Raw genomic sequence first — 14,654 nt, 5'->3', positions numbered from 1 at the left:
CGGTTCTGTTGATGGGCAACCGACTATTCAACTCAATACGATCATTCATTATTTGCGCGATATTCTTCCAAGAATTCTAGTAGTTCATCTACCGCTTCCGGACTTGTCTGCTCTCTAGCGATATCGTAAACAGGATCCATTTTATCTCGAAAAGGTTGTGGATCCGGGTTGGTGATTTCAACAAATTCATCTTCCAGAAGTTCATCCATTTCTAGACTTTCTTCAATCGTATATTCACGGGATGCTGCTTCCGCTTCTTCACCTGCTTTTAATACGAGCTCTTGTGTTTCTTCATCTAATTCATTAAACATATCGAGGTTCATAATGAACTTTGACGTGTAGAAAGCGATATTTACATTCGCTAAATAATCCTGCACTTCATGGAACTTCGTTTGGTATATCGCATCTTTTGGGTTAAACTGGCCATCGACTACCCCTTGAGAAAGTGCTAAGTATAGCTCGGAATACGGAAGCTGAGATACTTGACTACCCAATGCTTCAAAGGTTTCCATTAATATAACGTCATTCGGTGCACGCATGGAAATATCCTTTAGATCTTCCGGCTTGTTAATTGGTCGAACATTGTTCGTAATTTGAGCAAATCCTCCCAAATCAGTTGTACCAATTACTTTAAAGCCGTGATCTTCCCCCATGTCAGCCCACTTTTGACCAAGTTCTCCGTCCAATATAGCGTATGCTTCGTCAAAATCATTTACTAAAAATGGCAAGCCCATTAAACCGTATTCCGGAATCGTATTTGCTACAAGGCTTGACCCAACAATTTGCATTTCAAGTGCTCCGGCCTGAATCGATTCAAGCATTTCCTGTTCGTTTCCTAATGATTCCCCCGGGAAAATTTCAACAGTAATGTTACCGTCGGACTCAGCTTCAACTACTTCTTTAAACTTTTTCGCTGCGACATCTTTAACAGAGCCTTCAACGGTGTTAAAACCGATTCTCCATTCATGGGTTTCTCCACTACTGTCACTGCTACCTTCATTAGCATTATCGTTCCCACCGCAAGCTGTAGCAAAAGCTAGGACAAATGCGGTTATCCCAAATAAAAACACCAGTCGCTTCTTCATTTATAAGTCCTCCATATTTTATAATAATTACGCTTACATTTGATCATTCGTTTATCATACAGCTACTCTTCTGTAGAACCTCCCCCGAATATTGATTAATTAACAGTATAAGCAATTATACGACTTATTTCGATGTGTAAACATACAAACTTTTTAAATAAATATTGAATAAATTACAAAAATAAATCATATGTTCATCCACGAACTCTTTGTTCCTAATATATCCATAATGTTCCAGGCGAATTTCAATTGTAACAAATCATCTTTTGGGGATAATCCTAAGATTTCTTCGATTCGTTTTAACCGATAGTGCAGTGTATTTGTATGTAAATGCAAGGTCCTTGCTGTTTCTTTCAGGTTTTGATTCGTGTTCAAATATATATCCAATGTTTTAATTAGTTCTTCCCGATTCTGATGTTCATAATTGAAAAGGGGATGCAGTTGATCCATGACAAATTGCTGCAATTCTTCTTGGGAGGTATTCATAATAATACGTGACAGACCAATTTCCTTATAAGTCATCATTTGACCTGGTAATTTTCTTTCATGTAAGACGTCCATACATTTATTCGTATCTTGAAAAGATTGCTGCATTTCTCCCCATGATGTTGACAACCTGCCAATCGCAAAAGAGCATGAAAAATCGGGAAACTCTCTTTCGATTTGTTGTTGAATCGCTTTTACGAGCTCTAAAGACCGTTCCACAGCAATTTCACTTGTTATATTTTTATTCCAGCCGACGAGGGCTTTCAATCCATGCATCCGGTTAAACGTAATATTGCTGTCGTTTGCTTGAAGAATAATCTTTTCAATTCTTCTTTGTAGCCGCTTTATTTGGTGGTTATCAAAATAGAAATTATTGTCGATCGATTGATCCAGTTCTATGCCAATGAAATTATAATAAAATCGATCGGAAATACCTAAGTAACTTCCCTGCTTTTCAATGAGTTCCACATCCAGATTAGTTTCAATATCATCCAAAAATTCTCCTCTAATTCGCTGCTCGGTTTCATAAATGGATTCTCGTTTCAGCAATTCGATGGCAATAACAGTAGACGATTGTTCAACCGTCGTTTTTTCCAGTTCTTTAATTGCTTTATTTTTTTCAACAATGACCAAATACCCGCGTACTTGATTGGCTACGATAATTGGATATAAATACAACGGATGGGTTACAGGATAGATGTCTGCCTTCTTAATATGAACCGATTGTTTCGTTTGTTCTATTCTTTTAAACTCATTTAAAAAGGAGGGCATTTCTTGCACAAAGCCTAAATCATCCTCAATGACAGATGCCGCTAGCAAATTTACATGCTCATCGTAAATCACGATAGGATTATTCACGACGTCTGCAATGACATTGGCCATTTCGGAAATCTGTTTTTGTTGCAAAATAATTTCCATTAATTTCGAATGAATATTTGATGCTGATTCAAGCAATTGATTTTTTTGATGAATAGAATCGTTTAATTGTCGGAGTTCCTGAACTTGACCTTCGATTTCCTGAAATAACTGTGCCCGCTGAATAGCAAGTGATGCCTGATTGCATATAGCTACAAGCAATTCAAGATCATCCTGGCTGAAATTCGCATTAATGAAATAGTTATTGATTACAATAACGCCAAGACATTTCCCTTCAATAATAAATGGGGCACCCATCGTGTCTCTTGGCAGTGCCCTTGCTCCGCTCGAATCCTTAGGAACCGCCAAATCGAAGTAATAACGATTTTTCGCTTCCATCGTTTTCATCGCATTTAACACATTTTCCGTGTTTTTGTAAATTGTTGCTTCGCCTGTGGAATAAGTTATCCCTGTCAATGATTCGTTAGGTTTAAACCGGATATGTTTAATGTAATTCCAGTTATATCCTCCTGTTACCATTGGAACTAGTACGTTTTCCGCTTTATCAAAGAAATAAATACTTCCCGCATCAGCCGCTTCAATAACTTCCAGCGTGTTGCTTAAAATTTGTTTCAGCACGTCTTTCAATCGAAGTGGGGAGGCTAATGTCTTCGCCGTGTACAGTAGAAGATTGCGAGATTTGAGCTGATAATCCGCCTTTCGAATGAAGCCGACAAATTCCCAATGCTGCGACACTATTTTTTCCCACCGAAGCTTGTCGGCTGGCATAAATATTTTGGCAAACTGAAGAATAACGGTCGTGCTTTGTTCTACTTCAACGCTAACTATCGTCATTTCTTCTTTTTTATATTCTATTTCGTTTATATCCGGCATTAAATTATATGTATCCTGATTATGGGCAATATCAATGTCAATAAGAGGGTGATCCAATAATTCCGCTAAATTCGTAATCGATTCGGAAAAAGTTTTATATACTTGTAACATTTGTTGTTAATCATCCTTTATTATTAGGTGAAATAGGTACTCCTGACATTTAACACTTGCGTTTTATTGCACACATATCAGAGTTTAAAACGCTATGTCTATCAACATGTGATGACTTTTTTATTTTATCAAAATCTTTGGATTATATATAGATTTTTGTCTACCTTTGTTTTGGTATGGGGAAATATGGAGTATGACAAGTGTGGCTCTGGCTTTAAGTAGCTCGAGCATGCACTTTTTTTGTGATTGTTTGGTTATATGGTTGTGGTGTGGGGTGACGTTTTTTTGCTTTAATATTTACGATAAACAGTTGCGGTAAAATATAGCACGACGGGAATATGAAGTATATATAATTGCTATTAATCTTAGAAATAATCCCTTCAATATCCATTCCCATCGCACAATACATTTTTATGCTGTATTAAACAATTTCACCGCCAATCTCTGGTTCCGGATCAGGAGTTGCTGCATTAACCATGAGAACAATAGCAGCTACAACGTGCATAATCCAACCTAAGATTGGAATCCAGGCAATACAGGAAGTAACAATCCCAACGATACTGCCTGCTGATGGACCACCATCGTTTTTCGTCATTACGAGCGTAACAATATGCAAAATTAACATGACTAAAAGCGGTGTCCAGTAAAGACCCACAACGAAAGCTCCCCCAACAATTGGAATAGCAAGCAATGCTTCAGCGCCACCGGAAACCCATTTTAATATACGTGATATAGACATCTTTTCACCTCTTTTTCTAAACGATTGTATTTTTGGAAAAATAAAAAAGCCGTCTTTATCTTACCACTCGCTTTTGTTTTTGTCGACGTAATTTAATAATTAACTGAAAGAAGACTTTTCTACGGTTCTTTAAAGAAAAGCGCAAGCGCCCTGGTCAGCCCCGACAAGCTTAAGCAAGAAATCGTAGTGGCGATTTTTGCCACGAAGAGTTATTGCTTAAGACCTCGAGGGGATGGGCGCTTAAGCTAGACAGCTATGCGCAAAAATTTATACTATCTGACCCTTTAAAAATAACTTTCAGCCGCACTCGGGACTGTCTACTGAAGACTATTCCCCACAGCTAACCGCATTCGCCTCTATTTAAGCGAATGCGGCGCAGGATGGAAAGTTTACCAAGCTTCTAAAATTTTGCCTTTCCCATTTCTTATGCTTGTTTTTCTTTTTTCTTCCGTCGGGTAAGTTTACCAGTTAAATCATCAAAAAATGTGTAGACGACCGGAATGAGTAATAATGTAAATATACTTGAAATTCCTAGCCCGAATATAATGGTTACGGCAAGTGGTTGTTGCATTTCCGCGCCTTCACCAAGTGCCAAACCAAGTGGGATCATCGCCAATATGGTTGTTAGCGTGGTCATCAAAATCGGGCGCAGTCGGGTTCGTCCTGCTTCAATAATCGCTTCATACCGATCCATTCCCCGATCGCGCAATATGTTAATGTAGTCCACTAATACAATCGAATTGTTGACGACAATTCCGGCCAGCATAATAATTCCAATAAAGGCCGGGATACTGAGTGGCAGTCCGGTTATGAACAAACCGCCAAAGACTCCGACAACGGTAGCTGGCATGGAAAACATGATGATAAACGGGAATAGGAAGTTTTCAAATTGAATTGCCATAACGGCATAGACTAAGAAGATTGAGAAGACGAGTGCCAAAGCTAGATCAGAAAATGATTTAGCCATGTCTTCTGCTTGCCCTCCGATATCGTGACTATAACCTTCTGGGAAATTCATATTGTTTAATGCAGCTTCCACATCGTTTGAAACACTTCCGAGATCACGGTCCTTTATTTCACTCGTGACATTCATTTGTGCTTGTTGATTTTGCCGTGTTAATGTCTCCGGCCCCTGGACTTCCTTAAATGCAGCAATTTCTTCCAGTGGAATGAGCGCTCCGGACGGTATTTGTATTTTCATATTTTCCAGATCATTTATTTCTGTACGTTTCTCTTCCGGATAGAGGAGTGTGACATCTATTTCATGCCCTTCCTCCCGGTATAGCGTAGCGACCTGACCGGTAAATTGCATTTGAATCTGAGCTGTCACTTGCTCCTTCGTTGTTCCATATATGGCAGCTTTTTCTTCATCCACTTCAATCCCCAATTGCGGGACGCCTTCTGCGGCTCCAGATTCCGCATTGTATACGCCATCGATTCCATCAATTTCGTTGACGACTTGATCAGCTAGGTCACGCAAAACATCGTGCTCTGGTCCATTTAATTGAATTTGGATCGGATCACCTGTTCCAACTCCGGCATCCATCTCACTTACGATAATTTCCGCACCAGGGATTGTTTGAAGCTCTTTATCAACCTTTTGTTCAAAATCTGTTGTTGACATATCACGATCCGCGGATGGAACGAGCTGAATCGTATAGGTGGCGCTGTTAGCACCAGAGCCCGCTCCTCCAAATCCACTGCTGCCAACACTGACGAAGTTCGTTTCCATGACTGATTCGTAATTAACCAACTTCTCATTAATTTGTTCGACTACTTCTTCTGTATTTTTAAGTGAAGTCCCCGCTTTTGTTTCCACGCGGATCTCCAATTGCCCTTGGTCGGATGCTGGGATAAACTCGGCTCCGATAAGCGGGGTTAGTGCTAAGCTACCCGCAATGGCCACAAACGTTCCAAGTACGGTCGTTTTGCGGAATTTCAGTACCTTTTTCAACACACGCGCATAACCGTTTTTCACTCTTTCCAATAAACGATCAAACCAATTCCTTCTTCCGCTGTCTTCCATCGCCTTTGATAACAATTTCGATGACAGCATTGGAACTAGCGTTACAGCCACAACTAGAGATGCGATTAATGAAAATGATACAGCCAACGCAAGCGGTGTAAACATATCCGACGCGATTCCTTCAACATAAATAATCGGAAGGAATACGACAAGTGTTGTCGTTGTCGATGCTATAACCGCCGGGGTGAGTTCTGTTGCCCCTTTAATGGCGGAATCTACGAGAGAATGGCCTCTTTGCCGGTAGGAATAAATATTTTCCAAAATCACAATCGAACTGTCAACCATCATTCCAAGTCCGAGTGCAAGCCCCCCAAGTGTTAAAATGTTCAACGTTTCGCCTGTAAAGTACATTAATGAAAACGTTGAAATAATGGCTATTGGAATTGATAAACCAATAACAACCGTTGCACGGACGCTTTTTAAAAATAATAGTAAAACGAATATGGAAATAGCTCCACCGATTAAAATATTCTTAACGACGGAATCAATCGACATTTGAATAAATTCGGATGTGTCAATGACGACGTCCAAATTCACATCCTGTGGCAGCCGCTCTTGAATATCTTCCATACTGCTTGATATATTCCCGGCTACATCCACCGTGTTTGCATCGGTTTTTTTCATAATTGATAGCACGAGAGAAGGTTTTCCATTTACTAATGTCGCCGATGAGGATTTTTTGAACGTGTCCTTCACTTCAGCGATATCCTCGATATGTACAGCCGCACCTTGCTCGGATTGAACAATCGTTTGTTTAATGTCTTCAATTGATGTAAATTCGCCAATTACCCGCAACTGCAGATCCTGACTTCCTTTTTCAATTTTTCCAACTGAAGAAGACTGATTGGTTGCGTTTAATGCTTGGGTAATGGTTTGGGTTGTGACACCGTATTGCTGTAATTTCGCTTGATCCAAAACGAGTTGGATTTCCCGCTCTTTTCCGCCTTCTACAGTTACGGATGCCACTCCACCTTGCCTTTCAAAGTACGGAACGACTTGATCATCAGCAATTTGCGTTAATGCTTCCGGAGATTTTCCGGTTAAGCCAACCCACATGACCGGTAATTGATCTGGACTAAAACGCATAATACGCGGATCACCGGCACGTTCAGGCAGCATTCCTTTAACTTGATCGACTTTTTCCCGTACATCCAGTAAAGCTTGATCAAGGTCAGTTCCATTTTTGAACATCATCATGACGAGGGATGAACCGGATTGTGATTGTGATTGTACAGTTTCCATCCCTTCGACGGAACTGACGGAAGATTCAATTGGGCGACTTATTAGTTTTTCAACTTCTTCTGGTGCTGCGTCTTGGTAAGACGTTGCAACTACTGCAACAGGCAAATCGATTTTCGGAAACAGGTCTACAGATAAACTCCTTAGCGACACAATCCCAAGGGCGATGATAGCTAACACGATCATAATGACGCCAACAGGCCTTTTTACAGATACATTTACAAGCTTCACGATGATTTCCCTTCCTTCACAACTTCCACCTTACTCTGATCGGAAAGTGTTAACTGACCGCTGACAACGACCTGATCGCCTTCTTTAATTTCTCCTTCAACTGCGGATTGGTCGGTTTGTGTTTCCTTCACATTCACTTCTGTTTTAATGGCTTCATTATCTTTAATTACATAAACAAATGTTTCTCCGCCTTCTTCAACAACTGCTTCTGTAGGAATAATAATTGTTGACTCCACGACTTTCTCTTCTACGCTCATTTCAGCAATCATTCCGGCTAAAATATCGTCGTCCGCATTATCAACACGTGCCTGAATGGAATATAAACCAGTATCACTCGGCAGCGTGCCTATTGATGTTATTTCTGCTTCGTATTCCTCATCGGAAATAAAAACCGGCCATTTATCTTCATACTTAAGAAGCTTATGTACATTTGCCGTTACGGAAAAAGTAACATTCATTTCTTCTGTGTCCACGATCATTGCGATTGGCTCCTCCGTAGTTGCCATGGAGCCTTCCGTTTGTAAATTGGCAACTTCACCTTCTGTTTGTGCTTTTACACTTTGTTTACCCATCGGGGTACTTATTTTACCAATCCGATCATTTTTTTCAACTTTATCTCCGTTTTTCACATCGAGCGAATCAATTTCACCCGGATTTTGAACGATAACCGGGACGGAGGTAACCGGTGCGGTACGTCCATAAACTGATTTCTCAACAATAAAATCATCGGTTGTCGCTTCTTCCACTTCAACCGGGATTGTTTTATTATTAACATCTTCTTCTGTATTTCCTTTCTCTTCCTGACTGCATGCCGCAATCATTGTAATGCAAATGACAATGATCGTACTGTACCAAAACTTTTTCATTCGTATGTATTCCCCCTAGGTAAATTCTTTTAATGTACAACAAGCTCAAGCTTGAAATATTTGGTCATATAGTGCGTTCTTTTCTTATCATACATGTTTTGAAGCTATTGTAAAATGAAAGTTTTGTTAAACTTATCCGCTCCGAGAGCATGGATTTTTTTCTATTATTCAAACCGAATAGCGAAAAGATAAACTGCCAAACATGCGATAAATTGAGTGCATTTTTATATTCAGGTGTTGTAGTTATTCGCTTAAGAAAAGCTTATTTTGGTAGCAGGTCGTTTACCGGTATGTATCCTTTTCTATATATGACATCGCGATGGGAATGAACAATGAGTTGACTTGCTTTTTTATATTGCATGTCAAAACTGTTCACAGATGTATCGGCTACCATACCCGAGCCATCCGCAAAATAAATAAAGGTTTTATTTTCTTTCGCTTCATAAGACGCGACGTGAAAATAAGATACATAGATGCAACGTTTATTTCTTGTTGAAGCGGTTGGAATCATGTAAACACCTTGTGAGGGGATAACGGCAAACGGCAGTTTTGTATTTGTCTTTAATAATTTTGCTGCAGCTTGTTTTCTACCTTCCAAATTCGAACCAAATAAAATACAACTGTCATCGAGTATTTTTTCGGGGGGATAAATGGAGTGTCTTATTTTCGTTCCTTCCCATACGTCCGATCGATAATAAGCGGAATCACTTACTGTAATTGCTTTTGTGAGCTGTGAAACAACAATCACCGTTGACATGCAATGCCTCCTTTAACCTCTTATTATACTATTTTCAGTCTATTTAATCTATATATTTGCCACTGGAAAAGCGAGCATGAGCTAGTTGTTAAAGGAAATTGTTTTTACAAAGCATTAGGAGGATTTGGAATGTATCTGGATACAGCTTAACAAGCTCTCACTTGTCACTAGCTGGAATAAAACCTTCCGAAACAGTGGAAGGATATGGTATAATTGATTGCAGAATAGACATTTAAAAGGGGGAGTGCAAATGGATATTGCTGCTATGTCTGTCGTAATGGCTAATAAACAAGTTCGAGCTGATGCTGGTTTGGCTGTTTTGAATCATGCAAAAAACCTCACGGAGCAACAAGGAAATCAATTGGTCGAAATGTTGCAACAATCAAATCAAAAAGTGGATCATCCTTCCCTTGGCACACGAATTGATCTTAACATTTAACTTCATTCTACCAAAACAAGCACACTCGCTTAAACATTTAGCGAATGTGCTTAGTAATTTGGGTGACATTGAACGTGTAAAATCCCCAGCTTTTTAATAGGGAATTTTGCAATCCATACTTGAAAACATCAACCTATTGTTGGTTGTTATTATTATTCATTTCACCATTATTATCATTCAAATCAGGTTCGTTCATGTTATCATTGTCAGCAGGATTATTGTTATTATCGTTGCCCATGTCGTTGTTATTATCTTGGTTCCCATTGCCCATATCGTTGTTATTATCTCCATTATCCATTTGATCCTCGTTGTTATTCAGTTCATCATTGTTTTCTTCATTCATCGGAGCGTCGTTATTGTCGTCACCCGGCGAATCATCTGTTGTTCCACAAGCTGTTACAAGCGCTAAAACAATTAGCGGTGCACAAAGTTTCAATAATAAGTTCCTTTTCATCCGACTTCCCTCCTTTGTCATTTGGATTTCCATTTTAGCTTAACCACTTTTAGCTAAGTGATACAGATTTTTTTATGAAAATGAAAAAGCCTCTATATAAATAGAGGTTTAAAGAATCAATTATTCATTTATTTAATAGCAAACATTATTTCTGCTTCACATGCAAGCTCACCGTCAACGGTTGCAACACCTTTTCCTTTTCCGATAGGTCCTTTCATGCGCAATATTTCCACTTCCAATTTTAATTGATCCCCCGGTTGAACTTGCCGTTTAAATCGACATTTGTCCACGCCGGCTAAAAATCCAATTTTCCCTTTGTTTTCCTTTATATCAAGTACGGCAATCGCACCAACTTGAGCTAGCGCTTCAAGAATTAACACGCCGGGCATTACTGGATAATCAGGGAAATGTCCTTGGAAAAATGGCTCATTTACCGTTACATTTTTTAAACCGACAACTCGCTTGCCTTCCTCTTTTTCAAGTACTTGATCGACAAACAAAAAAGGATAGCGATGTGGGATTATGTTTTTAATTTCATTTACATCCATCTAATCAACTCCAAAAAAATGTTTAAACGGCACTAAAATTGGCTATATGTATTTTATAAGTAACAGATGTACCTCTTCGTCCGAAAAATGTATTAAACCAAACACGTATTATTACACCATCTATCAAGATATAAGGAGGTGCTTGTTATGCTTTGGACGATATTTGTTATTTTAATTATTTTGTGGCTACTCGGGTTTTCATTTGAAATTGCTGGAGGCCTTATTCACATTTTACTTGTGATTGCATTAGTTGTGCTAATCATTAGACTTATTACAGGCAGGAAGCCACTCTAACAAATACTGATGCCTTACGTTTTGTATAAAAATTGAATGATTTTCAAGTTAGGAAACGCGCGTTCGCTCACTACTGGCGAACGTGTTTGTTTCATAAATAAGAATCTGATATTGCCCACTTGTTTTATTTTTTTGTGACGATGTCGATAATGTGTTGCCATGTTTCTTTCTTTAATGCATCGGCAGGATCTCCATCACCCAGCACTCCATATCCAACCATTAAACCGATCATCAAACTTGCCGCGAAAAGCAAAAGAACAAAAACGATGCGCAAACCAATAGGAAAAATGCGTCTTCTTGGTTTCTTTAACCATTTCTTTTTTTCCTTTTTCTGCTTTCTAGTCTGATCATTAGCTTGCTGATCTTCAGTTGTCAATTCATTTTTTTCATTTTTTTCTTGGCTCATGGATTGTTTCACCTTAATTCTTTTGAAAAATCGGCTTCTTTATCGCCGAAAAATTAGTAATCGATCGAACTTCAAATTTTTTAACGGAGCTGGTTAATTAACCCTTGCATTTGATCACCCATCGAAATTGTACGTGCATTAAATTGATAAGATCGCTGTGTCATTAATAAATCAGTCATTTGTTTGGCAAGGTCAACATTAGACTGCTCAAGTGCGCCGCTTTTAAGTACATCGACAGTCGGATCTGCTGCTTCAATAATATCATCATAATTATATCCCATGACAGCTAAATCAGGTAGTCTAAAGGCGTTCTGCCCTGTTGTTTCCAATAACCTTGGGCGGACAGCTTCTACAATCGCTAAGTTCCCAACTACTTCTGTTTCGTTGCCACGTTTGACTGTTATTTGTCCGCTCGGATGAATATCAATTGCATCAAATCCTTGTGGGATTACAATCGGGCCGGTAAGCCCTAGGACAGGGTGGCCATCGCTAGTCGTCAACATGACATCTGTGTCATTATTAACCGGCTGCAAATAAAATGCTCCGTCCCGAGTATAGTGCGTTTCCGTTGCACCGCCATCCGTTACACTTATTTGGTATAATGTGTTTTCTTGTAACAACAGAGTATCAAGAGCGCGATCCGTTTCTTGGATGGAACCAAGCGCATTATTTGTATGGATTCCTCCAAGCTTCGCACCGGAACCGATACGCAATCCATCAGGCGTCAAGCGACCCGTAGCATTTCCCGGGTCGGATAAATTATTCATCTGCTGAAATAACAAAGAAGAGAATTCGGTCTCCCTGCTTTTATAGCCTGTCGTTTGGCTATTTGCTAAATTATGTCCGATAACATCTAATTTATGCTGCAGCTGATTCATCGTAACTACGGATTGAATCATAGAACGTGACATAACATACCTCCTAGCCTAAACGGCCAATTTCATTAACTGTTTTTCCCATACTTTCATCATAGGCTTTTAACACACGCTGGTTCGTTTCAAACATCCGATAAGACTCCATCATTTGCGTCATGGATTGCAGTGAGTCGACGTTGGAACGTTCCAAAAAACCTTGTTTGATTGTGTATGTTGCCCCAGCCAGTTCGGAAGCGACTGCATCTCCTTCTGCACCGGCACGAAACAAGCCATTACCTTCTTTAATTAAATTATTTGCATCAGCAATATAAGTGATGCCAAGCGGGGTATTTTGCCCAGCGGCTTCTAAAATCCCTTCCGGTGACATGGTGAAATTTTGATTATTTGGTTGTACTGGGCTGAGACATAATACCCTTCATTCGTAACGAGATAACCTTGTCCATCCACGGTGAAATTACCATTACGTGTATAGCGCGTCTCTCCGGCTTCATTTTGCACCGTAAAAAACAAGCTGCCTGTTTCATCCGGAAGCAACTGATTCACAAGAGCGACATCCGTCGAGATCCCGGTAGCTTTAACATCGCCCTGCGTAAAATCAGGAATTGTCTCCTGAACATACACGCCTGTATTTATACTGCCAATTGGTTGCTGCACCGGTAATTTCAATCCGCGTTCAGTCGGAATATTTTTTGAGCCCATTTGTTGCAGCAGCATTTCCGGAAACGCCCGTACCGTAGCTTCATCCGCTTTGTAACCGGGAGTATTTGCGTTCGCAATATTATTAGATAGTGCTTCCTGACGCCGCTGTTGTGCAATCATTCCGCTTGCGGCTGTGTAAAATCCTCTAAGCAAGCTGTCAACCTCCTTATTGGCTCATCTGTTAAATGGGCGATTGTACATCCCTTTGTGCCACCCTATCACGATTCTTTAAATTATTTTTTTACGTTCAATTTTATCTATGTTTTCCAACATGATACCTGTTCCGGCCGCTACACAATTCATCGGTTCTTCCGCAATAAATACAGGCACCTTAAGTTCTTCAGCCAATAATTGGTCTATGCCGTGAATCATTGCGCCGCCGCCTGTTAAAATTACACCGCGATCAATAATATCCGCAGACAATTCAGGTGGAGTGCGTTCAAGGACGGATTTTGCCGCTTGTGTAATCAATGCGACCGATTCACGCAGCGATTCCTCTATTTCGGCTGAATAAACGGTTATCGTTCGAGGTAACCCGGATACCATGTCCCGTCCGCGGATCGCCATTTCTTCGTGACGAGATCCCGGAAATACAGTTGCGACATTTACTTTAATATCCTCTGCTGTACGCTCACCGATCAGGAGTTTGTACTCTTTTTTGATATACTGTAAAATATCAAAATCAAATTTGTCACCGGCCATTTTAATCGATTCTGCCGTTACAATGTCTCCCATGGATAGTACCGCCACGTCCGTTGTTCCACCACCAATATCGATAACCATGTTTCCGCTCGGTTGGAAAATTTCCATACCGGCGCCGACCGCAGCCACTTTTGGTTCTTCCTCAAGATAGACTTTTCTGCCACCTGATTTTTCAGCAGCCTCTTTTATCGCCTTTTGCTCAACTTTCGTGATATTCGTTGGGCAGCATATCAACATTCTTGGTTTTGATAAAAATCCGCGAACATTTATTTTATTTATAAAGTGCTTTAACATTGCTTCTGTTACATCAAAATCAGCAATCACTCCATCTTTCAACGGACGGATTGCTTCAATATTTCCTGGTGTACGACCGACCATACGGTGTGCTTCTTCCCCAACAGCAAGAACTCTCCCTTGCGTTCGGTCCATGGCCACAACTGCCGGTTCATTTAAAACAATTCCTTTACCTTTAACATGGATCAGCACGTTTGCTGTTCCAAGATCAATCCCTATATCCCTAGAAAACATGAGCTTTAATCCTCCTTGCAACAATACAATCCTGTGCATATTCGAAAATCCATAACTAATATTATATTTTACCACAAACTTCTACAATTAACTGCAAATAATTAAAAATTGTAGAATCATTTTTCGACAAAGGTCTATTTATTTACCATTTGGTTTGAATTGCTGCTCCTATACGGAAATTTAAGGGGGCGGGTTTTCGTTCGGGTGCGGATATATGGTTCTCGAGTGCGGATATATACCCCTTGAGTGTGGATATAAGCTCTCGAGTGCGGATATACTCCCCTCAAGTGTGGATATAAGCTCCTCGAGTGTGGATATATTCCCCTCAAGTGTGGATATAAGCTCTCGAGTGCGGATATACTCCCCTCAAGTGTGGATATAAGCTCCCGAGTGCGGATATATTCCCCTTGAGTGTGGATA

Annotated in this window: 13 protein-coding genes and 1 pseudogene; 2 read left to right on the top strand and 12 right to left on the bottom strand. The window is 40.0% G+C overall.

Features of this window, described 5'->3' with window-relative positions:
• Positions 1 to 41 precede the first annotated feature (41 nt).
• The 6 genes from ACLIBG_RS04915 to ACLIBG_RS04890 form a co-directional block, all read right to left on the bottom strand.
• Positions 42 to 1,085, bottom strand: a complete 1,044-nt coding sequence (locus tag ACLIBG_RS04915; RefSeq protein ID WP_439311608.1) for a TRAP transporter substrate-binding protein — start codon at positions 1,083 to 1,085, stop codon at positions 42 to 44.
• Positions 1,086 to 1,271: 186 nt separating this feature from the next.
• On the bottom strand, positions 1,272 to 3,431 hold the full coding sequence (locus tag ACLIBG_RS04910) for a helix-turn-helix domain-containing protein (protein WP_439311607.1): 2,160 nt from the start codon (positions 3,429 to 3,431) through the stop codon (positions 1,272 to 1,274).
• A 421-nt stretch (positions 3,432 to 3,852) separates the two neighbouring features.
• A complete protein-coding gene (locus ACLIBG_RS04905; protein WP_439311606.1) occupies positions 3,853 to 4,170 on the bottom strand; it encodes a hypothetical protein in 318 nt (105 codons plus the stop codon).
• A gap of 424 nt (positions 4,171 to 4,594) precedes the next feature.
• Complete coding sequence (locus ACLIBG_RS04900) at positions 4,595 to 7,666, bottom strand: efflux RND transporter permease subunit (protein WP_439311605.1); 3,072 nt, start codon at positions 7,664 to 7,666, stop codon at positions 4,595 to 4,597.
• Complete coding sequence (locus ACLIBG_RS04895) at positions 7,663 to 8,532, bottom strand: efflux RND transporter periplasmic adaptor subunit (RefSeq protein ID WP_439311604.1); 870 nt, start codon at positions 8,530 to 8,532, stop codon at positions 7,663 to 7,665. The genes ACLIBG_RS04900 and ACLIBG_RS04895 overlap by 4 nt, the downstream gene beginning before the upstream one ends.
• A 262-nt stretch (positions 8,533 to 8,794) precedes the next feature.
• Positions 8,795 to 9,289, bottom strand: coding sequence for a competence protein ComK (locus ACLIBG_RS04890; protein ID WP_439311603.1), 495 nt, complete (start codon positions 9,287 to 9,289; stop codon positions 8,795 to 8,797).
• Positions 9,290 to 9,539: 250 nt separating this feature from the next.
• Between ACLIBG_RS04890 and ACLIBG_RS04885 the strand changes: the two genes are divergently transcribed.
• A complete protein-coding gene (locus ACLIBG_RS04885; protein ID WP_439311602.1) occupies positions 9,540 to 9,728 on the top strand; it encodes a YjfB family protein in 189 nt (62 codons plus the stop codon).
• Between the two features lie 133 nt (positions 9,729 to 9,861).
• On the opposite strand, the gene ACLIBG_RS04880 is transcribed toward ACLIBG_RS04885, so the two are convergent.
• A complete protein-coding gene (locus tag ACLIBG_RS04880; RefSeq protein WP_439311601.1) occupies positions 9,862 to 10,182 on the bottom strand; it encodes a hypothetical protein in 321 nt (106 codons plus the stop codon).
• 128 nt (positions 10,183 to 10,310) lie between these two features.
• Positions 10,311 to 10,730 (bottom strand): 3-hydroxyacyl-ACP dehydratase FabZ, encoded by a 420-nt coding sequence (gene fabZ, locus ACLIBG_RS04875; RefSeq protein ID WP_439311600.1) that lies wholly within the window; start codon positions 10,728 to 10,730, stop codon positions 10,311 to 10,313.
• Positions 10,731 to 10,877: 147 nt separating this feature from the next.
• Here fabZ and ACLIBG_RS04870 point away from each other — a divergent pair, with 147 nt between their 5' ends.
• Entirely contained in the window at positions 10,878 to 11,024 is a 147-nt protein-coding gene (locus ACLIBG_RS04870) for a lmo0937 family membrane protein (protein WP_439311599.1), read from the top strand.
• A gap of 124 nt (positions 11,025 to 11,148) precedes the next feature.
• Here ACLIBG_RS04870 and ACLIBG_RS04865 read toward each other — a convergent pair whose 3' ends face one another.
• The 4 genes and pseudogenes from ACLIBG_RS04865 to ACLIBG_RS04850 form a co-directional block, all read right to left on the bottom strand.
• The gene (locus tag ACLIBG_RS04865) at positions 11,149 to 11,430 is read right to left on the bottom strand and encodes a DNA-directed RNA polymerase subunit beta (RefSeq protein WP_439311598.1); all 282 of its coding nucleotides are present in this window, start codon (positions 11,428 to 11,430) and stop codon (positions 11,149 to 11,151) included.
• An 80-nt stretch (positions 11,431 to 11,510) separates the two neighbouring features.
• A complete protein-coding gene (locus ACLIBG_RS04860) occupies positions 11,511 to 12,341 on the bottom strand; it encodes a flagellar hook-basal body protein (protein WP_439311597.1) in 831 nt (276 codons plus the stop codon).
• Positions 12,342 to 12,351: 10 nt separating this feature from the next.
• A pseudogene (locus ACLIBG_RS04855) lies at positions 12,352 to 13,157 on the bottom strand (flagellar hook-basal body protein).
• A 75-nt stretch (positions 13,158 to 13,232) separates the two neighbouring features.
• Entirely contained in the window at positions 13,233 to 14,234 is a 1,002-nt protein-coding gene (locus tag ACLIBG_RS04850) for a rod shape-determining protein (protein WP_439311596.1), read from the bottom strand.
• Positions 14,235 to 14,654: the final 420 nt, after the last annotated feature.

This window comes from Virgibacillus sp. W0181 (assembly GCF_051846915.1).
Lineage (GTDB): Bacteria > Bacillota > Bacilli > Bacillales > Amphibacillaceae > JBPYCR01.
Note: the sequence above shows the minus strand (reverse complement) of the source record. Positions and strands in the feature narration are given on the sequence as shown.

Excerpts from the sequence above, each read along its gene's own strand:
- ACLIBG_RS04915 (WP_439311608.1), bottom strand. The coding sequence starts at position 1,085 with ATGAAGAAGCGACTGGTGTTTTTATTTGGGATAACCGCATTTGTCCTA.
- ACLIBG_RS04910 (WP_439311607.1), bottom strand. The coding sequence starts at position 3,431 with ATGTTACAAGTATATAAAACTTTTTCCGAATCGATTACGAATTTAGCG.
- ACLIBG_RS04905 (WP_439311606.1), bottom strand. The coding sequence starts at position 4,170 with ATGTCTATATCACGTATATTAAAATGGGTTTCCGGTGGCGCTGAAGCA.
- ACLIBG_RS04895 (WP_439311604.1), bottom strand. The coding sequence starts at position 8,532 with ATGAAAAAGTTTTGGTACAGTACGATCATTGTCATTTGCATTACAATG.
- ACLIBG_RS04890 (WP_439311603.1), bottom strand. The coding sequence starts at position 9,289 with ATGTCAACGGTGATTGTTGTTTCACAGCTCACAAAAGCAATTACAGTA.
- ACLIBG_RS04885 (WP_439311602.1), top strand. The coding sequence starts at position 9,540 with ATGGATATTGCTGCTATGTCTGTCGTAATGGCTAATAAACAAGTTCGA.
- ACLIBG_RS04880 (WP_439311601.1), bottom strand. The coding sequence starts at position 10,182 with ATGAAAAGGAACTTATTATTGAAACTTTGTGCACCGCTAATTGTTTTA.
- fabZ (WP_439311600.1), bottom strand. The coding sequence starts at position 10,730 with ATGGATGTAAATGAAATTAAAAACATAATCCCACATCGCTATCCTTTT.
- ACLIBG_RS04870 (WP_439311599.1), top strand. The coding sequence starts at position 10,878 with ATGCTTTGGACGATATTTGTTATTTTAATTATTTTGTGGCTACTCGGG.
- ACLIBG_RS04865 (WP_439311598.1), bottom strand. The coding sequence starts at position 11,430 with ATGAGCCAAGAAAAAAATGAAAAAAATGAATTGACAACTGAAGATCAG.
- ACLIBG_RS04860 (WP_439311597.1), bottom strand. The coding sequence starts at position 12,341 with ATGTCACGTTCTATGATTCAATCCGTAGTTACGATGAATCAGCTGCAG.
- ACLIBG_RS04850 (WP_439311596.1), bottom strand. The coding sequence starts at position 14,234 with ATGTTTTCTAGGGATATAGGGATTGATCTTGGAACAGCAAACGTGCTG.